Source organism: Emticicia aquatica (genome assembly GCF_923079645.1).
In the GTDB taxonomy this organism is placed as follows: Bacteria; Bacteroidota; Bacteroidia; order Cytophagales; family Spirosomataceae; genus Emticicia; species Emticicia aquatica.
Window position 1 is genome coordinate 51,812 of record NZ_CAKLPY010000004.1, and the last position, 22,726, is coordinate 74,537.

The 22,726-nt window shown below is 34.3% G+C and carries 17 protein-coding genes; 6 read left to right on the plus strand and 11 right to left on the minus strand.

Going from position 1 to position 22,726, the window contains the following annotated elements:
- The first annotated feature begins 426 nt into the window (after positions 1-426).
- The 4 genes from MJQ71_RS18240 to MJQ71_RS18255 all read left to right on the plus strand — a co-directional run bounded on the left by MJQ71_RS18240 (position 427) and on the right by MJQ71_RS18255 (position 10,123).
- Positions 427-3,768, plus strand: a complete 3,342-nt coding sequence (locus MJQ71_RS18240) for a VCBS repeat-containing protein (RefSeq protein ID WP_238808318.1) — start codon at positions 427-429, stop codon at positions 3,766-3,768.
- 241 nt (positions 3,769-4,009) lie between these two features.
- On the plus strand, positions 4,010-5,188 hold the full coding sequence (gene galK / locus MJQ71_RS18245; RefSeq protein ID WP_238808320.1) for a galactokinase: 1,179 nt from the start codon (positions 4,010-4,012) through the stop codon (positions 5,186-5,188).
- Positions 5,189-5,257: 69 nt separating this feature from the next.
- A complete protein-coding gene (gene lacZ / locus MJQ71_RS18250; protein ID WP_238808322.1) occupies positions 5,258-8,437 on the plus strand; it encodes a beta-galactosidase, LacZ type in 3,180 nt (1,059 codons plus the stop codon).
- A 54-nt stretch (positions 8,438-8,491) separates the two neighbouring features.
- Complete coding sequence (locus MJQ71_RS18255; RefSeq protein ID WP_238808324.1) at positions 8,492-10,123, plus strand: glycerol-3-phosphate dehydrogenase/oxidase; 1,632 nt, start codon at positions 8,492-8,494, stop codon at positions 10,121-10,123.
- Between the two features lie 49 nt (positions 10,124-10,172).
- Here the strand turns inward: MJQ71_RS18255 and MJQ71_RS18260 are convergent, their stop codons facing one another.
- The 10 genes from MJQ71_RS18260 to nusB all read right to left on the minus strand — a co-directional run bounded on the left by MJQ71_RS18260 (position 10,173) and on the right by nusB (position 18,917).
- On the minus strand, positions 10,173-10,688 hold the full coding sequence (locus MJQ71_RS18260) for a hypothetical protein (RefSeq protein WP_238808326.1): 516 nt from the start codon (positions 10,686-10,688) through the stop codon (positions 10,173-10,175).
- A gap of 318 nt (positions 10,689-11,006) precedes the next feature.
- On the minus strand, positions 11,007-13,154 hold the full coding sequence (locus MJQ71_RS18265; protein ID WP_238808327.1) for a 3-hydroxyacyl-CoA dehydrogenase NAD-binding domain-containing protein: 2,148 nt from the start codon (positions 13,152-13,154) through the stop codon (positions 11,007-11,009).
- Positions 13,155-13,385: 231 nt separating this feature from the next.
- On the minus strand, positions 13,386-14,300 hold the full coding sequence (locus MJQ71_RS18270; protein ID WP_238808328.1) for a S66 peptidase family protein: 915 nt from the start codon (positions 14,298-14,300) through the stop codon (positions 13,386-13,388).
- Positions 14,301-14,343: 43 nt separating this feature from the next.
- The gene (locus tag MJQ71_RS18275) at positions 14,344-15,300 is read right to left on the minus strand and encodes an ion channel (protein ID WP_238808330.1); all 957 of its coding nucleotides are present in this window, start codon (positions 15,298-15,300) and stop codon (positions 14,344-14,346) included.
- A gap of 58 nt (positions 15,301-15,358) precedes the next feature.
- Complete coding sequence (locus tag MJQ71_RS18280; protein ID WP_238808332.1) at positions 15,359-15,664, minus strand: DciA family protein; 306 nt, start codon at positions 15,662-15,664, stop codon at positions 15,359-15,361.
- 80 nt (positions 15,665-15,744) lie between these two features.
- The gene (locus MJQ71_RS18285) at positions 15,745-16,398 is read right to left on the minus strand and encodes a YbbR-like domain-containing protein (RefSeq protein ID WP_238808334.1); all 654 of its coding nucleotides are present in this window, start codon (positions 16,396-16,398) and stop codon (positions 15,745-15,747) included.
- A 101-nt stretch (positions 16,399-16,499) separates the two neighbouring features.
- Positions 16,500-16,778, minus strand: coding sequence for a preprotein translocase subunit YajC (gene yajC, locus MJQ71_RS18290; protein ID WP_238808338.1), 279 nt, complete (start codon positions 16,776-16,778; stop codon positions 16,500-16,502).
- Positions 16,779-16,816: 38 nt separating this feature from the next.
- A complete protein-coding gene (locus MJQ71_RS18295) occupies positions 16,817-17,308 on the minus strand; it encodes a DUF1573 domain-containing protein (protein ID WP_238808339.1) in 492 nt (163 codons plus the stop codon).
- 88 nt (positions 17,309-17,396) lie between these two features.
- Positions 17,397-17,717 (minus strand): YtxH domain-containing protein, encoded by a 321-nt coding sequence (locus MJQ71_RS18300; RefSeq protein ID WP_238808341.1) that lies wholly within the window; start codon positions 17,715-17,717, stop codon positions 17,397-17,399.
- A gap of 63 nt (positions 17,718-17,780) precedes the next feature.
- Positions 17,781-18,917: a transcription antitermination factor NusB gene (gene nusB, locus MJQ71_RS18305; protein WP_238808342.1), complete on the minus strand. Its 1,137-nt coding sequence runs from the start codon at positions 18,915-18,917 to the stop codon at positions 17,781-17,783.
- A 164-nt stretch (positions 18,918-19,081) separates the two neighbouring features.
- Between nusB and MJQ71_RS18310 the strand changes: the two genes are divergently transcribed.
- Positions 19,082-20,575, plus strand: coding sequence for a S41 family peptidase (locus MJQ71_RS18310; protein WP_238808345.1), 1,494 nt, complete (start codon positions 19,082-19,084; stop codon positions 20,573-20,575).
- 29 nt (positions 20,576-20,604) lie between these two features.
- Positions 20,605-22,062 carry a S41 family peptidase gene (locus MJQ71_RS18315; protein WP_238808346.1) on the plus strand — a complete coding sequence of 486 codons (1,458 nt, stop codon included), beginning with the start codon at positions 20,605-20,607 and terminating at the stop codon, positions 22,060-22,062.
- 3 nt (positions 22,063-22,065) lie between these two features.
- On the opposite strand, the gene MJQ71_RS18320 is transcribed toward MJQ71_RS18315, so the two are convergent.
- Positions 22,066-22,683, minus strand: a complete 618-nt coding sequence (locus MJQ71_RS18320; protein ID WP_238808348.1) for a 2OG-Fe(II) oxygenase — start codon at positions 22,681-22,683, stop codon at positions 22,066-22,068.
- Positions 22,684-22,726 lie beyond the last annotated feature (43 nt).

Here is a 22,726-nt window from a genome sequence, read left to right on the forward strand (position 1 = left end):
AAACGTTTGAATCTTAATAATTCAAAGAACTCTAACAGGTGCAAACCTTTGCACAGATTTGTTTTTTTTGCACATATTTGAGTTTTAACGTACCTTTTTTAAGAAAATTAAGCTTTTTTTATCGGCTTACTATAACAATGTGAGTCTAGGCGATGCAAAACTTTAAATTTTCACGCATCAATAGTCTGTTTTCAATAACAATTAATTCATATTCCTCAACTCTTATCATGGTTGCGTTTGCGTTAATTAATTTTATTCATATAGATTTGTCGAAAAATTAATTACTATTCTAAAATCTGTATGATGTTTCAATCCTAATATTTCAATTCTTACCAAAGCGAAACCAAACTATTAAACATCTTTGTATATTTGTTTTCTTGTTTTAGTAAAATCAAATCCGACTGTCATACTCCTACCTTATCAAAAATGAGAATTTCGACATTTATTTATTTAATTATTTTACAAAGTTTCTTCTTAATTGGCTGCGATAAATCCATTTCTTCAAACGAAAACGCCGATGCAGAGAGAGAAAAACAGCCAGCTATTTTTACCTTACTATCTCCCGAAAAAACACACATTGATTTCCAAAATATCATTAACGAAGGTCTAAATACCAACGTTTTAATGTATGAATATTTCTATAATGGTGGTGGTGTAGCTGTTGGAGACTTAAACGGCGATGGTTTTGATGATATTTATTTCACGAGTAATATGCAATCCAATCGTCTTTATCTTAATAAAAAAAACATGGAGTTTCAGGATATTACCGAGCTTGCGGGTGTGGCAGGAAGAGAAGGCCCTTGGAAAACTGGTGTGACAATGGTTGATATAAATGCTGATGGAAAATTAGATATTTATGTTTGTCATTCAGGAAATTTATTGCCTGAAAAAAAAGCAAACGAATTGTTTATTAATCAAGGAAATGGAGCTAATGGCATACCAACATTTATAGAGAAAGCTGCTCAATTTGGTTTAGACAGTCCTGCTTCAAGTACCAACGCATATTTTTTTGATGCAGATAAAGATGGGGATTTGGATTTATTCTTACTAAACCATAATATAAAATCACTTCCAGTTTTAGACGAAGCTCGAACGGCTGCCTTAACTAAGGTCGATGATGCCATTAGTGGTTCAAGGTTTTATAAAAACGACAAGGGTCTTTTCAAAGATTTCTCTAAACAAGCGGGTATTCAAAGTTCGGCTTTATCTTACGGTTTAGGAGCAGGAATAGCCGATTTTAACCAAGATAATTGGCCTGATATTTACGTAAGTAATGATTACGCGGTACCCGACCGTCTTTATATTAATAATGCAAATAGCCGAAATGGCGAACCATCTTTTAGAGAAGTCAGTAATGAACAATTAGGACATACTTCTAATTTCTCTATGGGAAATGATGTTGCAGACATTAATAATGATTTATTGCCTGATATTTTTACGCTCGATATGCTTCCAGAAGATAATCGTCGTCAAAAATTATTGATGGCTCCAGACAATTATGATAAATTTGATTTGAGTGTGAGGTCAGGTTTCCATCATCAATATATGCGAAATATGCTTCAACTAAACAACGGTAATGGCAATTTTAGCGAAATTGGGCAAATTGCAGGTATTTCAAATACAGATTGGAGTTGGGCTGCACTTTTTGCAGATTATGATAATGATGGTTGGAAAGATTTATACATCACCAATGGATATTTGCATGATTATACCAACCTTGATTTCTTGAAATATATGGATGATTTCATGGCTAATAAACAAGGCGGTTTTCAACGACAAGATGTACTTGAATTGGTACAAAAAATGCCTTCATCGAATGTGAAAAATTATATTTTCCGTAATAATGGTAAGCTAAATTTTCAAAATCAAACAACTAATTGGGGGCTTGGCGAACAGTCTAATAGCAGCGGAGCCGCTTACGTAGATTTAGACAATGACGGAGATTTAGATTTAGTGGTCAATAACATTAATTCACCCGCTTTTATTTACCAAAACGAAACAAATAGTAAACTCGGTAATCAGTTTTTGAAAGTCAAATTGGCTGGTGAAAAAGACAACAAAATGGGTATTGGGGCAAAAGTATATTTATATAGCCAAGGCAACACACAATACCAAGAGCAAATGCCAACGCGTGGTTATCAATCAAATGTGAGTTTCACTTTAAATTTTGGTTTAGGAAAAACTGCTAAAATTGACTCAATAAAAGTACTTTGGAATACTGATAAAAGCCAGGTTTTGAAAAATATTCAGCCAAATCAAACGCTTGTTTTGGAAGAAAAAAATGCAGTTTTCAATAAAAATATAACGCCAAACCTACCAACTATTTTTGCAGAAATCAACAGTCCAATTGCTTCAACACAAGCAAAAACTACTCAAAATGATTTCAAAAGACAAAGTTTAATGCCAAACTCACAATCATTCATAAGCCCAATAATGGTTAAGGGCGATATAAATAATGACAAATTAGAGGATGTTTTTGTAGGTGGAAGTTACGGAAAAGCAAGCGAAATATTTGTTCAGCAAAAAAACGGCAATTTTACTAAGAAACAATTTTCATCAAACCCCAATGCAGATGTGAGCGATGCCGTTTTCTTCGATGCAAATGGTGATGGATTTCAAGATTTATATGTTGCTCATGGTGGCTACTCAAATTTTACTGAAGACGATGCAAATCTTCAAGACCAATTATTTTTGAATAATGGCAAAGGTGATTTTCAACTAAGTGCATCAGCTTTACCAATCATGCTTACAAGTACGGGCTGCGTTCGAGTTGGAGATATTAATAACGATTCAAAACCTGACCTTTTTGTTGGAGGAAGAGTAATTCCTGGAAAATATCCTTCAATTCCACGAAGTTATATTTTAATTAATGACGGAAAAGGAAATTTCAAAGATAATACACAAACCGATTTACAAAATATCGGCATGATAACCGATGCTGCTTTTGTTGATTTGAATAAAGACAAAAAACAAGAATTGGTTGTTGTTGGGGAATGGATGCCAATAACTGTTTATGAAAATAGTAACGGAAAATTTACCGACCAAACTAAAACCTATTTTGATAAAAATTACAGCGGTTGGTGGAATAAATTATTAGTAGAAGACCTCAACGGCGATGGTTCACCTGATTTATTAGTAGGAAATTTAGGTCTTAACAGCCAAGCTAAAGCATCAGCAAATGAACCAGCTGAACTTTTTTACAAAGATTTCGATGAAAATGGTAGTATCGATCCAATATTGTGTTTTTATGTGCAAGGGAAAAGCTATCCATATCTAACCCGTGATGAATTATTAGAGCAAATTGGCTCAAAAAGACCAAAATTCACAAATTATGAAAGTTATTCTAATGCCACTTTAACTGATATTTTTGGCGAAAATGAGTTGAAAGATGCCAAAAAATTAGAAGCTAATTATTTTAAAACAGCTTGTTTTATACAAAATGACAAGGGACAGTTTCAAGAAAAAACTTTACCAATTGAAGCACAATTCGCCCCTATTTATGCTATTGCATCGCTTGATTATGACCAAGATGGCAAAAAAGATTTGGTTCTTTGTGGTAATTTGAACAAAACTCGCTTGAAATTTGGAAAATATGATGCTAATTATGGTCTATTGTTAAAAGGGAATGGAAATGGTGTATTTTCGAGTATTCCACAACGCAAATCTGGATTTCACATTCAAGGAGATGTTAAGTCAATAGTGATTTTGAAAAACACTTTGCTTTTCGGAATAAACCAAGAAACTGTCAAGGCATATTCTTTAAAATAAAAAGATTAAAAATGTGCAAAGCTTTGCAATTATTTAAGTTGGCCAAAAAAGTACATAACAAACGATTGCACGTTGCACTCCAAAGTTTTTCCTCTAAAATAAAGATAATATTAACTAAAAAAAACACTATTTTTGGTACAGTAGAAAGAATCAAAAGTGATTAAGTTAACAAAACATTAGTAGAAGCCCCTAAGTTTCTTGGGGCTTTCTTTTTTACTTTTAACCACAAATTACGATAATAATGTTTAATGAGCTGATAATTCAAAAATTTGAACATATTTTTGAACATACCCCAACTTATATTGTTAGAGCTCCAGGGCGAATTAATCTAATTGGGGAACATACAGATTATAATTATGGCTTCGTATTACCGGCTGCTATTGACAAAGCTATTTACTTTGCTGTTTCATTACGTAATGACCAAGAATGTCATTTATACGCGTATGATTTGCAAGATTCTATTCAATTTTCATTAAATAATGTTAATAAATCGGATAAAGGATGGGCGAATTTTTTGATTGGAGTTTTGGCTGAAATCTTAAAAAAAGGTTGTGTAATTCCAACAGGGTTCAACCTAGTTTTTGGTGGAGATGTACCACTAGGAGCTGGATTGTCATCGTCGGCAGCAGTTGAAAGTGGAATGGGTTTTGCTCTAAATCATCTTTTTAATTTGGGACTTTCAAAACTAGATTTAGCCCTAATTGCTCAAAAAGCTGAACATAATTTTGCAGGAGTAAATTGTGGTATAATGGATATGTTTGCTTCAATTCATGGAAAAAAAGACTCAGTTATCAAACTTGATTGTAAGGATTTAAGCTTTCAATATTTCCCTTTTCATGCACCAAACTATACATTAGTGCTGTGTAATACAGGTGTAAAACACAACCTCGGCGATACCGAATATAACAAACGCAGAGCCGAATGTGAAGAAGGTGTGAGTATTATGCAAAACGCTTTTCCACAAATTGAAAGTTTACGAGATGTCTCAGCTCAAATGCTCAGAAGTCAAGCAGATAAATTATCTCCAAAAGTATATTGTCGTTGCAAATATATTGTCGAGGAAATTGAGCGAGTAACAGTTGCTTGTGAAGCACTTGAAAAGGATAATTTAGAAGCTTTCGGTCAAAAAATGTATGAAACACATGAAGGTTTAAGCAAAGAATACGAAGTTAGCTGTCCTGAATTAGATTTTTTGGTTGAACAAACTTTCAACATGAACGGTGCTGTAATCGGGGCAAGAATGATGGGTGGTGGTTTTGGCGGTTGTACCATCAACTTGGTAAGAAAAAATGCTGTTGACGATTTTATTGATAAAATGACAATTGCTTATAAGAATAAGTTTAATAGAGTATTACTGTCTTACAAAATAAACATTACTAACGGAGTAGAAGAAATTAAGCATGTTATGGATCTCGCTTAAACCAACTCTCTACAAACTGACTTTTACTGGAGTTTTCTTTTAAACTTCATCAAATAAATCTATTCTCCTATGAAAAAAAGCTTAATCTTCATAATTGCATCACAGCTTGTGGCATTGAGTGTTTACGCACAAATCAATTTTACTTTCAAAGAGTGGGAAGACCCAACAATTGTTGATATCAACAAGGAAGCACCACACGCTACCTTTATGAGTTATGCCAATACAGAAGATGTCTTTGCAGATAACTATTCCTCTTCACCTTACTACAAATTACTCAACGGAAATTGGAAATTTTATTATGTAAACCGCCCAGAAGAACGGCCTACTGATTTTTATAAAGATGGCTTTAATGACTTCAATTGGTCAGATTTACAAGTTCCTTCAAATTGGGAACTCAAGGGTTTTGGGATTCCAATTTATACAAATCTTGTTTATCCTTTTCCAAAAAACCCACCATTTATCGACCACGCTTATAATCCTGTAGGAAGTTATCGTACAAAATTTACAGTACCTGAAAATTGGGATGGCAAAGATGTGTTCATTCATTTTGGTTCAATTTCTGGAGCTGCGTATATATGGATTAATGGCCAAGCGGTTGGTTTTTCAAAAGTTTCTAAAACCGCTGCTGAGTTCAATATTACCAAATTCTTAAAAAAAGGAAATAATACGTTGGCTGTTCAGGTTTTGCGTTGGCACGATGGAAGTTATTTGGAAGACCAAGATTTTTGGCGTTTAAGTGGTATTGAGCGAGATGTTTTTTTGTTCGCTCGTAATACAACCGCCATTCAAGATTTTTTCTCAAAAGCTGATTTAGAAAACAACTACAAAGATGGTAAGTTTGGGTTAGTGGTTGATATAAAAACTACAAATAACCCTGCCCCAAATCTCAATGTAGAAGTATGTATTTTTGACAAAAATCATCAGAAGATTTTCACACAAAAGAAAGTACCAACATTAAAAAATGGGTTATACCAAGTAAATTTTGAAGGTTTATTACCAAATATTAACCGTTGGAGTGGCGAAAACCCATATCTGCATACAATGACTGTTGCTTTGTACGACGCAAAAAACCAATTATTGGAAGCAACAGGTGGAAAAATTGGTTTCCGAAAAATAGAAATAAAAAATGGCAGTTTCCTCATCAATGGCGTTCGCAGCTATGTAAAAGGCGTCAATCGCCATGAGCATGACCCAATTGAAGGCCATGTGCCTAATCTAGAATTAATGAAAGAAGATTTGAGATTAATGAAGCAATTTAATATCAATACTTGCCGTAGTTCTCATTATCCGAATGACCCAATGTGGTTGAAACTTTGCGACGAATACGGAATGTATGTCATTGACGAAGCCAATATTGAAAGCCACGGAATGGGTGCCGAATTACAAGGTTGGGTAGATAAAACAAAACACGTCGCCTATTTACCTGAATGGGAAGCCGCACACATTGACCGTACAAAAAGAGTAGTCGAACGAGATAAAAATCATGCTTGCGTAGTTGTATGGTCTCTTGGAAATGAATGCGGAAACGGTCCTGTTTTTTTTAAAAATTATTCTTGGATAAAACAACGTGACGAAAACCGACCTGTACAATCTGAACAAGCAGATGAGGCCGATAATACTGATATCGTAACACCAATGTACCCTACAATAAGTCACATGAAAGAGTATGCTTATGACTGGAAAATAAGCGAAGATGGTACTTTGAGTAGTAAAAGTGGTAAAAGAGGTAAAGCTCGTCCATTTATTATGTGTGAATATTCGCATGCAATGGGTAATAGTAGCGGTAATTTTCAGGAATATTGGGATATCATTTACGACAGTCCTGTGATGCAAGGTGGTTGTATTTGGGATTGGGTTGACCAAGGCATAAAAACGACTGACAAATATGGTCGAATGTTTTATGCTTATGGTGGAGATTTGGGGAGTCAAGACCTTAGAAATGATGAAAATTTTGTTTGCAATGGATTAGTAGCAGCAAATCGTACACCACATCCAGGGCTTTTTGAGGTAAAAAAAGTTTATCAAAATGTTATTTTCAAAAATGAAGATTGGCAAAATGGCAAAATTAATATTACCAATCTATTCGATTTCACCAATCTTAGTGAATATGATTTCCGTTGGGTTTTAACAAAAAATGGCTCAGTTATAGCTGAAAATACTATAAATATTGATTTAGAGCCTCGTCAACAGAAGAGTGTTTCACTCGATTTACCAAAATTCACTGTCAATAATGGTGAAGAATATTTACTCAATATTTTCGCTTATCAACGTCAAGCATCCATAGCAATTCCAGCTGGACATGAACTTGCTAGTGAACAATTTGGGGTAAAGGAGAGCAAATATTTCACACAAAATCTTCCTTCTCAAAATAACCTTAAAATCGAACGTAATGACAATTCGATAAAATTTTCAGCAGGAAATATTAATGGCATTTTCAACACCAATTCTGGACAATTGACTGAATATACCTTCAAAGGTCAATCTATCATTAATCAATTTCCTGAACCATATTTTTGGCGTGCCACCACTGATAACGATTATGGACACGACTTTGCTCGTACTGCAGGCATTTGGCGAGCAGCCCACAGCAATCGAAAAGTAAAAAACATCGTTGTTGGTGAAAAGAAAAATGACGGAATTTCAATAAAAGTAGTTTACAGATTGCCCGATGTAATGTCAGACTATACATTAGATTATACAATTTTGAACGATGGAGCAATAAAAATTGAGGCAAATATTGATATTCAGCACAATGAATTGCCAGAAATGCCACGTTTTGGAATGAGATTGGAATTGGCCAAAGAATTTGATAATCTAAATTATTATGGACGTGGGCCTTTTGAAAACTATAACGATCGTAATTCAGCTTCGTTAATTGGCATTTACAGCGATAAAACCGAAAATCAGTTTACACAAAATTATGTTCGTCCACAAGAAAATGGCTATAAAACCGACACTCGTTGGCTAACACTCACCAATATAAACGGTATAGGATTACAAGTACAAGGTATGCAACCATTGTGTTTTAGTGCAATGCCTTACCTAAATGAGCAATTTGACGAAGGTACAATCAAGAAAAACCGACACCCGATTGACATTATCAAAAAACCATTGGTTTCATTACATATAGACCTCAAGCAAAGAGGCGTTGGTGGTGATAACAGTTGGGGTTATCTCCCTCATGACGAATACCGTTTGATGGCCAAAAAATATACTTATAGTTATATCATTAGAGCGATTGGCAAGTAGTTTTTTGTAAAAAAAGGTTAAATTGCATCTTGAAGATTACAACAAAATTAATCCATGAACAGAATTACAAACCTCGAAAAATTAAATAAAGAAGAATTTGATATTTGCATCATCGGTGGTGGTGCTAGCGGAGCTGGATGTGCTTTAGATGCTACATTGAGAGGTTTCAAAGTTGCTTTAATCGAAAAAGAAGATTTTGCCGCAGAAACTTCTTCAAAATCAACTAAATTGATTCATGGGGGGGTCCGATATTTGGAGCAAGCATTCAAAAACTTAGATTTCGCTCAACTTCGCCAAGTAAAGCATGGTTTAGAAGAACGCCATACTGTAATCAGAAACGCACCACATTTGGCTCATCCATTGGCTTTAATCACACCTGTTTTTAGTTGGTTTGAAGGGTTTTATTTTACAATTGGACTAACAATTTATGGTTTTTTTGCCAAAAATGATTCTATGCCAAAGGCTCAATGGCTTAACAAAAAGGAAACATTTGAGCACATTCCAACCCTCACTCCAAAGTTACATAGTTCGGTTATGTATTATGATGGACAATTAGACGATGCTCGTTATTGTCTGGCATTGGCTCATTCTGCAAATAAAGCAGGTGCTGCAGTCGTAAATCATATTTCGGTTACAGGTTTTGAAAAAGATAAAACTGGTAAGTTGACTGCCGCTATCGTGCAAGATAATTTATCAGGAAAAACTACCAATGTCAAAGCTAAACTTTTTATTAACTGCACAGGTCCGTTTGGCGATAGTATACGACTTTTAGCAAATTCGTCGCTTGAAAAACGACTTAGGCCAAGTAAAGGCGTACATATTATGCTTCCTCCTGAGGTTTTGAAAAGCCAAGATGCCATGTTAATCCCAAAAACAAAAGATGGTCGTGTAGTTTTTGTGATTCCATTTGAAGGAGAAGTGATGGTCGGTACTACGGATGACGAATACAGAGATTTAGAAAAAGAACCAATTTTAATTAGTCAAGAAATTGATTTTTTAATTGATACACTTCGCCCTTATATTGCCAAAGTTCCCGATAAGTCTCAAATTAAATCTGGCTTCGGAGGCTTGCGTCCACTAATTGCATCTTCTGGCTCAAAAGCCACAAAAAAACTTGTCCGTGACCATGAAGTTGAATTTGATGAAACCTCAAATCTTTTAAGTTTACTCGGAGGAAAATGGACAACATACCGATTAATGGCAAAAGATACGATTGATGAAGCTTGTAAATTACTTAACAAAAATGTTGATTGTAAAACTGAATTGCACTATTTGGTAGGAGGAGAAAACTACCATTTTGAGCAATGGAAAACAATTCAAGAAAAATATAATTTAGAAGAAGATATTTGCCAACACTTATTAAAAAAATACGGTTCTGAAGTTGAAAATATCCTCAAAATAATTGAAAATAAAGACCTAAAAAACAGAATTCACCCAGATTATCCATTTATAAAAGCCGAAGTTATATATACTATTAGGCACGAAATGGTTTGTAGCTTACGAGATTTTTTTGCTAGACGTACTCGCCTTGAGTTAATGGATTGGAAAGCTACATCGGGTTCAATCAAAGTTGTGGCTGAATTAATGTCCGAAGAATTAAATTGGTCTTCAGCAGAAATGCAACGAAATATTGCTGGTTATCAAAATTTGGTAAAAAATTTCATGGAAAATGCTGGTATTCAATAGTTTAGAAATCTTAAATCGGATTTTAATTTGGTTTAAGATTTCATATATTTTATAATGAAACGCCTAAACTAACACCTCCACGAAGTTCATATTTTCCAACTGAATAGGAAGGAGTTACATTCAGTCTCAAAAAAACTACCCTTGGATGTGGTGGAATATCAAAAATAACTTGCTGTCTTAAACCCAAAATTCCGAAAACAAAACTCCTAGTATCAGCACTTCGATAAGCCGCTAAAGTATGACCTGCACCTATTTCAGTAAACCATTCTGAAGCAATTTTTGAAGGTGCAGATTTGCATCGAACAGTAACTCGTTTGTTGATTCCTTTACGAAGATTATTAATCAAATAATTGTAAGTAACAGATGTCGGTACAGAAACCCCTCCTCCGTTAGCAATATTTCCAGGCCCAGTATTACTACCGCCAGGCATAAAACCAAAACCTCCACGTAAAGCTAAAAAAGCATGCTGCCATCGAATAGGTAAATACTCCACATTTATCGAACCCAAAGGACTTATGGCAAATGTTTCAGCCATAATTGCTGTTCGATAACGCGTACGATACATTATCTGAGAATGGCTATTCTCAAATAAAAAAAAGGTAAGTATGAGGGCTAGAAGGTATTTCACACAGCTAATAGGATTGCATTAATTAACATTGATAAAAACGTGCCAAAACGCATCCATTTATTTATTTTTTTAGTTTTAGGCTAATTTTGTTCGTTTGAAAACGAATTTTAGTAGGGTAAAATTACATAAACTAATGATTATTCACGTAAAAACATGCAATTTAATAAAAAAAGGTTTTTAGGTAGCTGAAATGAAATTCACAAAAAAAGACGGTAAAATTCCGTCTTTTTTCAAATTACTTTAAAAATCTCAATTTTATAGTGATTTTACTAACTCTTTTTGCTTATCAGTTAATCTGAATCTTTCACCATAAGTATCAGCTAAACGGTCAACTTCTTTCAAGAAAGTCTCCTTTCCGACAAATTCTGGAAAATTGAGCGTTCCACCCGCATACGGAGGAAATCCCCAAGCCAAAATTGAACCGATATTTGCATCCAACTTTGAGATTAAAACTCCTTCATCCATACAACGAATCGTTTCTACGACTTGCCTGTAAAGTAAACGTTTTTTTACTTCTTCAACTTCTGGTTGAACTTCCGAAACAGGGAAATATTGTGACAAACCTTCCCACAAATGTTTCTTTGCTCCATCAGGATATTCATAAAAACCTTTTTTGTTCTTTTTTCCCAGCCTACCCAAATCTTCTACCATTAATTTTGTTGCTTGGTAAGTCGTATCATCTTCGGTCAACGCTCCATCAGCAATAGCTTGTTTCGATATTTTCAGAGCCAAATCTAAAGCAACTTCATCAGAAACCGCCAAAGCACCTACTGGCATTCCTGCATTTTTTCCTGCATTTTCAATCAAAATCGGATTTACGCCATCTTTCAATAAAGCAATTCCTTCGGTTGTGTAAGTTCCAAAACAACGAGAAGTATAAAATCCACGAGAATCATTGACTACAATTGGCGTTTTTCTAATTTTTTTGACGTAATCAACAGCCACAGCCACAGCATAATCTGATGTTTCTTTCCCTCTAATCAATTCAACTAACATCATTTTATCAACTGGTGAAAAGAAATGAATACCTATAAAATTTTCGGGTTTTGAAGAAGCTTTTGCCAAGCCTGTAATTGGCAAAGTCGATGTATTTGAGCCAAAAACGCCTAAATTCTCAACCAACATTGGTTCTGATTCTTTCGTAACATTCGCTTTTAATTCTCTGTTTTCAAAAACAGCTTCAATAATTAAATCACAGCCTTTTAAATCCGCAACATCGGCCGTCGGATGAATCAAACTTAATAATTTTTCACCTTTCTCAGTTGTTGTTTTATTTCTTTCAATGCCTTTCTGCACCAAACTTCTCGAATAATCTTTACCTTTTTCAGCTGCATCCAAAGTAACATCTTTCAAAACAACTTCAATTCCAGCCATTGCAGATACATAAGCAATACCCGCACCCATAAATCCTGCTCCTAAAATTCCAAGTTTTTTAACATCAGTTGCTGGAATATTTTTTGGGCGACTGGCTCCTTTATCAGCATCATTTTTCCCTAAAAACATTACACTAATTAAATTTTTAGCTTCTTTTGATGTTGCCACTTTCACAAAATAACGAGCTTCAATCGGAATTGCTCGGTCAATATTTACTTGTAAACCTTCATAAACACACGACAAAATAGCAATTGGAGCAGGATAATTCCCTTTGGTTTTATCCATTATCATGGCTGTTCCTCCCGCAAAAGTTCTCATTCCTGTTGGAGACTGCACATTTCCTCCTGGTACTTTATAATTTTCACGTGCTTTGATTGCTCCTGTTTTTTTATCAAATTCATCCCACGGCTGAATCGCTCTTGGATTGGCTAATACCCATTTCATGGCTTTTTCCATCATTTCTTCACGAGAAGCAGCCATATCATTAACCATTCCGTAACCTAAAGCTTCTTTGGGAGTAATTCTTTTACCTTCAATCATCAACATTAAAGCTGCTTCCATACCAATCAAACGTGGTAAACGTTGCGTACCACCGCCACCTGGCAACAAACCTAATTGTACTTCTGGCAAGCCGATTTGTGCTTTCGGATTATCCAATGCAATGCGATAATGACACGACAAACAAACTTCATAACCACCACCTAAGGCTGTACCATTCATGGCGGCTACAACTGGCTTACCACAAGTTTCAAGTCGGCGGAAAATATGATTAAAATCCAAAGAAAATTTGTGCATTTCGCTTCGGTCTTTGTCATTATTTCGTAAAATCATTTTTACATCCGCACCCGCAATAAACTCATTCTTTTCGGAAGTTATGATAATTCCTTTCACTTCTGGGTCAGCGTAAGCCGTTTCAAGATGCCCTGCAAATTCGGGAATCGAAATGTCATTCATTACGTTCATTGGCGAAGTTGTCATATTCCAACTGATAATCGCTACGCTGTTCTCTACTTTATAGTTAATTTCCATTAGATGGTTGAATATTTTAGTTTGAAAATAAAGTATGCAAGCATACTATTATGCAAATATAAAAAATTTATGATTTTATTTGTTGAAATGACAATAGTTTTCAATTCTAGATTTAAAAATCAGTTTAAGAACCAAGAAAAAACAAATATTACGAAGAATTAAGGGCAAAATAAAAACCCACTTCTCATAAATTTAGAAATGGGTTTTCAGAGCTAAAATCAATAATAGCAATTATGCTATTACACCAAAATCCAACTTAACTTCTTCATTATCAATATTTAGTGAAGCAAAACGTCCACAAGGAATTGCCCAATTGATGGCTTCATGCCCAACTGGAAAATCATAACAAATCGGATAATTGTATTCGGCGGTATGCTCAGCTATGATTTCGTAGAAGGTTTTTCCAAAAGGCTCGTCGTTTTCTTTAACATCCGAAAAATCTCCTACAATTAAACCCGCCAAGTTTTTTAATTTTCCCGCACGTTTCAGTTGAATCATCATGCGGTCAATATTATATAGATATTCAGAAACATCTTCAATAAAAAGTATTTTTCCATCGGTGTCTAAATCTGAAATTGAACCTATCAGATGAGCTAATAAACATAAATTCCCACCTACAACTTGCCCTTCTCCCCTACCTAATTTGTTGATTGTTTTTGAAGGAATTTTATATGCTAAAGTTTTACCAAAAAGGAAATTTTCAAGTGTTTGAACCGAGTAATAATCACGCATGAAAGTTTTAGGCATCGGAGCATGCAGACTCTGAAATCCCATTGCTTGTACATGGCAATGAACAGCCGTAATATCGGAAAAGCCGATGAGCCATTTAGGGTTTTTCTTGAATTCAGTAAAATCAACACTATCAATTATCCTTGAACTTCCATAACCGCCTCTCGCCGAAAATATTGCTTTAATAGATTGATTATCAAGCTGTTTCTGAAAATCTGCTAGTCGGAGTTCATCAGTTCCAGCGAAATTAAAATAGGCTGAATTGACCGATTCACCAATAATCACCTCCAAACCCCACTGCTCTTGCATGATATTGATTGCTGGTTGAATATCGTTCAAATGAAGTTTACTGGCTAAAGCAACAATAGCGACTTTATCGCCTTTTTTAAGAGCGGGAGGAATAATTAAAGAGTTCAAATTTGATTCTTTTTGGTTAATATTAACTTAAAAAATATTTTTTTCAATTCAAGGCGACTAAATCATAATCATGAATTTTTCTTAAATCCAATATATAACTTTCCTCGCCATCATTTTCTAGCATCGGTTTAAACTTCCCGCCCCACACAAGTTCGTCATGAAAATATGAATGACGTTTATGTACAGCATCCGCAAAAGTATCATCAATTCCTTGCGTTGCTATCATAAATTCGGCATCTGCAGCAGCTAAAGTTTCGGGCGTTTCACCATAAAAAGGGCTATCTTCCGTAATTGCATGAACAATTGTCCAATTTGTAGGGAAGAAATTTACCTTCGAGCGTTCGAGCGTTAGTCCGTAATATTGTCTGTTTCTAACTCCGTTTTTTTCTTCAACCTTTGAAAAAACCAAACTTACTTCCATATTGATGATTTGGTTACTTTTTTCGTTAACCATTCTAAACATCAATGCATTTGTATCTAAATATGGAGCTATGAGTGCATTTTTACTAAATAAAATACGAGGATTGGGTCTAGAAAATCGCCCATAAAGTAAACCTGTAATGATTGCAAACATCATCAAACCCGCCAAAGATTCAAGTCCAGCAACAAAACTAGCGGCAAAGCCTATCGGTGCGATACGTCCATAACCAACAGTAGTGAGTGATTGTGCTGAGAAAAAGAAAGCATCCCAAAACTGAGAATGGGTATTTGTCATATCAACACCCGCCAAATGCTCTACACCAATCAAATAATACAAATAGGCAAAGCTAAGATTTAAGAGAAGATAGACAAAAAGTACTAAAAAGAAGAATTTTATCCATGAAATTGTAATAAGTCGATTATATGTATTAAGCCAAGCATCAAACGATTGCCCTACTCGCTTTACATTGAATTGACCATTTTTAGTGATGAGACGTGTGCGACGGTCGGTCATTTTTGTGCCAAAGCCCAAATCCTGACGATTACGTTCTTTCTCTACAAGGGTATTTTTTTTTTGCATATTGTACCGAAGTCTTCGTTAGTGTTTATGTAACAAGATTTCACCACAAAAAAGTTTATTACAAAAACACCACATCATCAACTACTGACTCACCTACATCTTTATTGATAAGGTCGAGCAATTTGGTTTTTGCCATAAAAAGTTCTTGTCGAAGAGGAGAAGAGTCAATTCGGAGATAAAGTACTCTATTTTTTACGTAGATTTCACGGGTACGAGAAGCAATTGATTTTCCCATCATTCGTTCCCAAAACGCAATAAGATAGGTTTCATTAAACCTTGTTTTTAGGTCAAATGTCTTCAAAAATGCGTCAATTGCATCTTTCAAAGGTGTTGCCTGCGAGCGACGAGAGGTTTCTGATGCCATATTTTATTGACTAATTAATGTTAGGCATTAGGAGACAAAGGCTATTTATATGAGCTAGGTATTAAAACTTCAACCTAACTTTATTTAAGCAATTCTGCTACTTCAAAACTTACTAGAACTTTTTCAGTCGTTGATTTAACCAAACCATTTTGTGGCAAAGGTATAGATATTTTATCATCAAAATTTGTTCCCAAACGTTTGGCTGGTACTTTAATGAAAATTGTATCGTCGTAATTTTTAAGTACTGATTCAGGGCCTTCTAAAATTATTTCCGATGGAGCAATGTTTATTAAACTTGCAACCACAAAATTTTTTTGTAAATCTATGGCTAAACTATCTACTTTTAAAGTTACTTTTTTTCGGTATCTTTTTTCAAAATGTAATGTAGTAGTATCCGAAATTATATAATTAAGTTTAGACTTTTTAAGTACTGAAACTAAAGATTCTACTAATAAAGAATTATCTAATCTACTAATAATCAGTGGATTATGAACTTCATAAACTACTGGATTAACATTTGATGATAAACGCTGTTTCAATAAATCCCAACCTGTACTAGATAAACTAACACTAATTTTTTTTGGCAAAGGTTTAGTAGAAATGTAGAGCGAATCATCGTATTTGATTACTAATGGATAATTGATTTTAGTCGTATATCCTGATTTATTCAAAGAATTTAACAGCCAAAATACAAAGGCTGTCAAAAAGCACAATATTAATGTTTTTAAATTCATCTTTTGAAGTCGATGGGCAATGGTCGATGGTCGATACCAACAAATATTAGTGGTTAAGTTTGAAAACTATCGACAACGGTCATTCGACCATCGACTATTAATTATTTTTTTCTTGCAACTGCAGTTTTGTCAAAAGTCAATCTTGCTCCGCCACCTGCTGAAAGTGTCACAGTTGATTCATCTTTAGCGACAACTTTACCGTGCATTCCTCCGAAAGTAACGATTTCGTCACCTTCTTTTAATTCATCTACCATTTTCTTTTGTTCAGCAGTCTTTTTTTGTTGCGGACGAATCATGAAAAAATAAAATACCGCAATCATTCCGACCATCATTATAATCGAAAACATACCATTTCCGCCTTGAGCTTGTAAAAGAATCATTATTATTAGAGTTTTGGTTTATTATTAAAAGAGATTACTTATAGTTTGGGTATTTTACTTAAAGCTGCTTTTGCTGTATCAGGCATATCTTTTCCATGCACAACTGCCGTAAAAGCAAGCACTGTTTGAGTTGGATTTGCGTTAGAGTAAATCGTAACAAATTTCTTATTTGTACCTACTTTTCCTGTACTATTGAAACGAACTGAAATTTTAGCTGATTGACCCACACCTACTGGATATTCTGGTTTTGAAGCAACTGTACAACCACATTGTACTTGAACATCTGTGATTTGCAAAGCACTTTTACCAACGTTTTTGAATTTAAAATCATGCTGAACAGTATCTCCTTCGGTAAGAACACCAAAATCAAATACTTCTTCATCAAATTCAAGAATTGGAGCATTTGCAACCGCAATCAATGAATCTTCTTTGCTCATGCTCGTTTGATTTTTTGAATCAATCAGGTTACAAGAAAAGTTGAGTCCTGCCAAAATAATTGTTGATGCAAGGGTTAAAAATACTTTTTTCATAAGAATTAGAAAATTACCCATCGACTTAAGCCGATGACATTTTGATTAATTGTTTTAAATTAAAATCTTGTTAATCTTAAAATCCTAATTAGTTTTTTGACTTGATTTGGCTCATCAAAGACTCTACGTCTTCCAATAATTTTTCTGCTTTTTGGCGAGCTTCGCTCACAACTTTTTGTCCCTCAGCTTTTGCCGAGCTATCGCCACCAACTACTTCCATTGCTACTTCATCACCTCTTTCGATAAGGTCATTGATGAATTTTTGAAGTTGCTCACGGTATTTCGACAAACGAAATGAGAGTTTATCACGAGTAACTTCACCTTTATCGGGTGCATACAAAATACCAATGGCAGCTCCTGTTGCTACACCAGCCAAAAATGAAATAAAAGTTCTTGTTGAATTGCTCATAACATCTAAATGAATAAATTATTAATTGAGTGAATAAATTTCTCACCCCTAAATTATGTGTAATTATTTATTATCTAGCATTCCTCGACCACTTTTTCGGAGTTGTCCAGATTCTTTCAAATCCTTAGAAACGCCATCCAAAATACCATTAACAAACTGTCCGCTTTTTGGCGTGCTATAATCTTTGGCAATTTCGATGATTTCATTGATGGTAACTTTTACTGGAATACTCGGATAATTAAGCATTTCAACCAAAGCCATTTTCAACAAAATATAGTCTGTTCCTGAAATTCTATCAATTTCCCAATTTTTCAGTTTCGGAATCAAAATATCTTCCAAATCTTTCGATTCAAGGATACTTTTTTGATACAAAGTTTGCAAAAATTCTTTTCTTTCGTCCCATTCATCATCTAAAAGACTTATTTTTAATTTTCCGTCTTCAACCAATGCCTGAAAAGTATGCGTTACGGCTGCTCTTAGGGTTTCGATATCGTCAATCCAATAAAGGTCTTGTTTCTCAAAATACTCCCATGCAATTTCCTGCTTCAATATTACGTTTTTGAGTAAATATTTCAAAATCGCAAAATCTTCTTCGAGTGTATGATTACTTTTTGAGATGTATTCTTTGTATCTTTCATTGGAACGAATTACTTCACGGTAAAGTTTAGCAACGAATACTTGTTCATTATTTAAACTTACACTTCTGCGGATACATTGTGTTTCAAAAGTTTTTTCAAGTCGAAGGGCTTTAATGATTTGATTTTCTGCAAATTTTGATTTATCCTCATTGCTACCATCTTGATTTGCACGGTCGGCAAGTTCAATAAAAAGCAATAAAATTTGAAGATATAATTCATAAACTCTTTCGGCCTCAATTACCATGCGTGTGGCATAATGCTGAACATCCTTTTTGTTTTTGAGTAGATAATATTCTTTTGCTTTTTCAACCATTCGTAAAACTTCGGGAGGAGAATCAAAAGTTTCAGCATTTTGTCGAGAAAATGCTTCTTGAAAAAGGGTTTGACCTAATTTTTTATATCCTTCTAATTTTTCTTTATCTTGAAATTCCATAGAATTCAAATCTGGAGAAAAATTATCTGCGATAAGGTCTAAAGCTAATTGGAAATTTGCACCCTCTGCTTGCTTATAAGCAAAAAGGGCTTGCATCGCACGTATCCGTATGAGGCGTCTGTTAAGCATAGGCGTTCAAAGAACTGAAGTTTATTAAGATGCAAAATTAATAAAAAAAAGCGTAACCTCTACTCCCTAATCAGGGATTTTGTTTTTATCTAGCTTATTTATTTATAACTTGTGGAGGAAAAAGCTATAAAAATGATGGATGCTAATAGATTGATTGAGTCACAATGAAAAAAAGAACACAATATATCTGCATAATTTTACTGATAGTCAATCAATTATCAGGATTTTCACAATCTTACTCTTCTGAGCAAGTGAAAGAAGACCTCGTCAGTCTTAAAAATGAAATAGAAAGATACCACCCCGACCCTTACAAATATATTTCTAAAGAGAAACTTACGCATTTGCACGATTCCCTGCTTCAAAAAGTTTCGGGAAGGTATTCGCTGCGAGAAGCATATTTTATGTATTTACCTTTTGTGCAGGCTGTTGGATGTGGACATACACACATGAATCCTGACCGTCGTTTGCTTTCAAAAAGTAGTTCTTTTACCGAACGACCTAAGTTTTTCCCATTTAGTGTGCGGTATATCAATAATCAGTTATTGGTTTCACGCAATTATTCAGCCGACCGAAAAATCACACGTGGCACCGAAATTTTAGCAATTGATGGACAACCTGTAAAGAAAGTTTTAGAACATTTAGAAAACATTTCTTATTATAACGGTGACGGTATTAATCCAAATGCAAGAAAATATTATGCTATTCGTGAATTTAGAAAATTGTATTATTTGTGGAAAGGTGAATCAGAAAGTTTCTTGATAACTTATCAAAAACAAGGACAGAACAAACCAAAAACAAGTAAAATTGAAGGGCAAAGTGCTGATTTTATGGAGAAAATGCTTGAAATCCGTTATCCTGATGTTGATGAAGATACCACGGGAATTGTATCTTATCGTGTAATTGATTCGAGTCAAAAAGTAGCAATGGTTGATATTCGCTCGTTTATGTACGATATGAAAAAATTTGGTAAAGGGAATTTTGAAGGCGAAACTCGTAAGATTTTCAGAAAATTGGAAGAAAATAAAATTGAAAACTTGATTCTTGATTTAAGAGGAAATTCGGGAGGAATTATTGATTATTCTATTTTCTTTTTGCGGTATTTCGTCAACCAGCCATTTGATGCTTACAAATTAGGTTTTCGTGATGAAGGCTTACAAAGGCTTAAACAAGATTATAAAAAATACGACTCCTATTTAGCGAAAGAAGCCACTTCCAGAATTAATCGAGAATTTACAATTCGTGACAAAGATGGCTATTTAGAGAGCAAATATCAACAAAAACAACGTCCACACGACGAGTTTCGATACAATAAAAATGTGTATGTTTTGATGAATGGTGGAACATTTTCGGCAGCAGCATTACTTGTCTCTAAACTACATAATTTGGGCGTTGGAACTTTCATCGGCATGACTTGTGGCGGAGCTTATGATGGTTGTTCGGCCGCACAATTTTCGTCCATTAAGCTTCCGAATACTGAATTAGAAATTTCATTACCTTTGGGTAGAATTCTCTACAATGTTGATGCTCAAAAATATGGTCAGCCCATTTTACAACCCGATTTTGAAGTAAATCCAAACCTAGAAGATTTCTTAAAAAACGAAGATACTGTTTTAAAATACACACTAAATTTGATAAAAAATAAGGTTAAAATTCGATGATTTCAACACTAAATCCATTTCATTATTTCATGCAAAAACTGCTCTTCATTTTACTTATTTCATTTTCACTTCAAGCACAAAATCAAAAAAACACTTTTACTGCCGAAGAAATTAAGCGTGATATGGCTTTCTTGAAAAATCGGTTCGAGAAAATTCACCCTGGTATGTATTATTACATCAGCAAAGACGCCTACAATCAAATGTATGATTCGTTGTATAATACTATCAATCAGCCAATTAACTATTTAGAAGCATTCAAAATTCTTTCTAAATTAGTCACTAATGTAAAAGATGGTCATACAAATATTAGGTTTAACAAGAAGAGATTTGACAAGAAAAGCACGAAGCATGTTCCGTTTTATCTGCGAAAAATCAATAATAAATATTATTTAGCGTTGAACTATTCACGAGATTCAACCATTATTAGAGGTTCGGAAGTTTTGCAAATAAATGACGAACCTATTGAGCATTTGATGACTCAACTCAAGGATTTTGTTTCGAGCGATAACGGTAATATCACTACCAAAGATTACTATACAACTGGGGTTTTCCCTAATTATTATTTGAAACTCTATGGCGAGTTAGATTCGATTAAAATCACTTATCGTTTGCCAAAAACTGATGTTATTTACATCAAAAAAGTAGCATGTTTAACAACAGCCGAAATCAATAAAACTTCAGTTAAACGTTATAAATCGCTCACAAGACCTAATTTAGCACTAAAAATAATTGATAGTGTAAATCATATTGCCAAGCTTGATATTACCGAATTTTCAATGACAGGAAAGTTCCTCGATGTCAGTAATCAAAAATTTAAAAGAGTTTTAAAAGCAAGATTTATTGATATAAAAAAGCATAAAATTGAGCATTTAATAGTTGATTTCAGAGGAAATGGCGGCGGTTATATCCCTAATATTACAAGGTTTTTAAAATACTTTTCTCCAAAACCTTTTACTTTGGTTGATTCACTCGCTTTCAAGAAAAAGGCTTATTTTACATTATTTAAACCCCAATGGATTGGGCCGCCGTTAGTTATGTGGGCTGGTTTCATGAAACGTAAAGGTGAGTTTTTATACCATGTAAACACAAAGAATGATAAACAAAAGCCTGAAAAAGAGCTATTATATCAAGGAAAAACCTATTTTATTACTGACCCTGGCTGCTATTCTGCTACTACTTTTACACTTAATTTGGCCAAAGATATGGGAATTCCTGAAAAAATTATTGGACAACAAGTTGGCGGAGCAACATGGGGCAGTTTTGCGGTTAATTGGCAAGATTTTAAGCTCCCAAATACAAAATTCATTATTCACACGCCACTAATGAAAATCAACCATCGTTTACCAAATCAGATAAACAAGGATTTTTTCTTACAACCCGACTACGAGGTAAATCGAAATTTAGACGAATTGCTAAAAAATAATACGAGTGTTACTGATTTTACGGTTGAAATGATTCGCCAAAGTAAGGCTGCAAGATTGCGATAAAAACTACTTCCGATTCAGAAGCCAACCTGTAATACTTAATCGTTCCACGAAAGTTTCAGTTACTTCGTGGTCGAGTTTTTCGCTTTCAAAACAAACCAAACGTCCAGCAATTGGAGCAACAATTACGCTTTTTTCTAAGCCATTTTCTTGTGTATAAATAATTAAATTCCCTCCATTTTCAGGAACCCAATTAGTATTCAAATAATAAATTACAGATAATATTCTGCCTTTTTGAGCTTGAAAAGTGTCTCGATGACGGCGATAAAATTTCCCAATATCATATTTTGCAAAATGAATTTCGGCATCGATAATTCCTAAATAACACGTTTGATTAAGATAATTGACAAATGCTTGGTTTTTATCCAAAAACATTCGTTCAGTTGGGTCAGTTGAGTTGCTTTCGAGCCATAAAATCTCATCGCCTCTCACAAGTGTAGCTTTGTGAACTTCGCTTTGTTTACCGATACTGGCTTCTTTAAATTTGCCTGCTTGGTAGCGAACTGAGAATATTTTTAAGAGATTTTCGACTTCGTCAGGTGCTAAAAAATCATCACAAATTGCATAACCGTTTGTCACAACTCCTTCAATTAGTTGCTCAAACTTTTGTTCTTGTGTAGTCATTTACAAAAAAAACCTTGTAATTCTTGCAGAATTACAAGGTTTT

Coding starts and splice junctions, on each gene's coding strand:
- MJQ71_RS18240 (WP_238808318.1), top strand. CDS start 427: ATGAGAATTTCGACATTTATTTATTTAATTATTTTACAAAGTTTCTTC.
- galK (WP_238808320.1), top strand. CDS start 4,010: ATGTTTAATGAGCTGATAATTCAAAAATTTGAACATATTTTTGAACAT.
- lacZ (WP_238808322.1), top strand. CDS start 5,258: ATGAAAAAAAGCTTAATCTTCATAATTGCATCACAGCTTGTGGCATTG.
- MJQ71_RS18255 (WP_238808324.1), top strand. CDS start 8,492: ATGAACAGAATTACAAACCTCGAAAAATTAAATAAAGAAGAATTTGAT.
- MJQ71_RS18260 (WP_238808326.1), bottom strand. CDS start 10,688: ATGTATCGTACGCGTTATCGAACAGCAATTATGGCTGAAACATTTGCC.
- MJQ71_RS18265 (WP_238808327.1), bottom strand. CDS start 13,154: ATGGAAATTAACTATAAAGTAGAGAACAGCGTAGCGATTATCAGTTGG.
- MJQ71_RS18275 (WP_238808330.1), bottom strand. CDS start 15,300: ATGCAAAAAAAAAATACCCTTGTAGAGAAAGAACGTAATCGTCAGGAT.
- MJQ71_RS18280 (WP_238808332.1), bottom strand. CDS start 15,664: ATGGCATCAGAAACCTCTCGTCGCTCGCAGGCAACACCTTTGAAAGAT.
- MJQ71_RS18285 (WP_238808334.1), bottom strand. CDS start 16,398: ATGAATTTAAAAACATTAATATTGTGCTTTTTGACAGCCTTTGTATTT.
- yajC (WP_238808338.1), bottom strand. CDS start 16,778: ATGATTCTTTTACAAGCTCAAGGCGGAAATGGTATGTTTTCGATTATA.
- MJQ71_RS18295 (WP_238808339.1), bottom strand. CDS start 17,308: ATGAAAAAAGTATTTTTAACCCTTGCATCAACAATTATTTTGGCAGGA.
- MJQ71_RS18300 (WP_238808341.1), bottom strand. CDS start 17,717: ATGAGCAATTCAACAAGAACTTTTATTTCATTTTTGGCTGGTGTAGCA.
- nusB (WP_238808342.1), bottom strand. CDS start 18,917: ATGCTTAACAGACGCCTCATACGGATACGTGCGATGCAAGCCCTTTTT.
- MJQ71_RS18310 (WP_238808345.1), top strand. CDS start 19,082: ATGAAAAAAAGAACACAATATATCTGCATAATTTTACTGATAGTCAAT.
- MJQ71_RS18315 (WP_238808346.1), top strand. CDS start 20,605: ATGCAAAAACTGCTCTTCATTTTACTTATTTCATTTTCACTTCAAGCA.
- MJQ71_RS18320 (WP_238808348.1), bottom strand. CDS start 22,683: ATGACTACACAAGAACAAAAGTTTGAGCAACTAATTGAAGGAGTTGTG.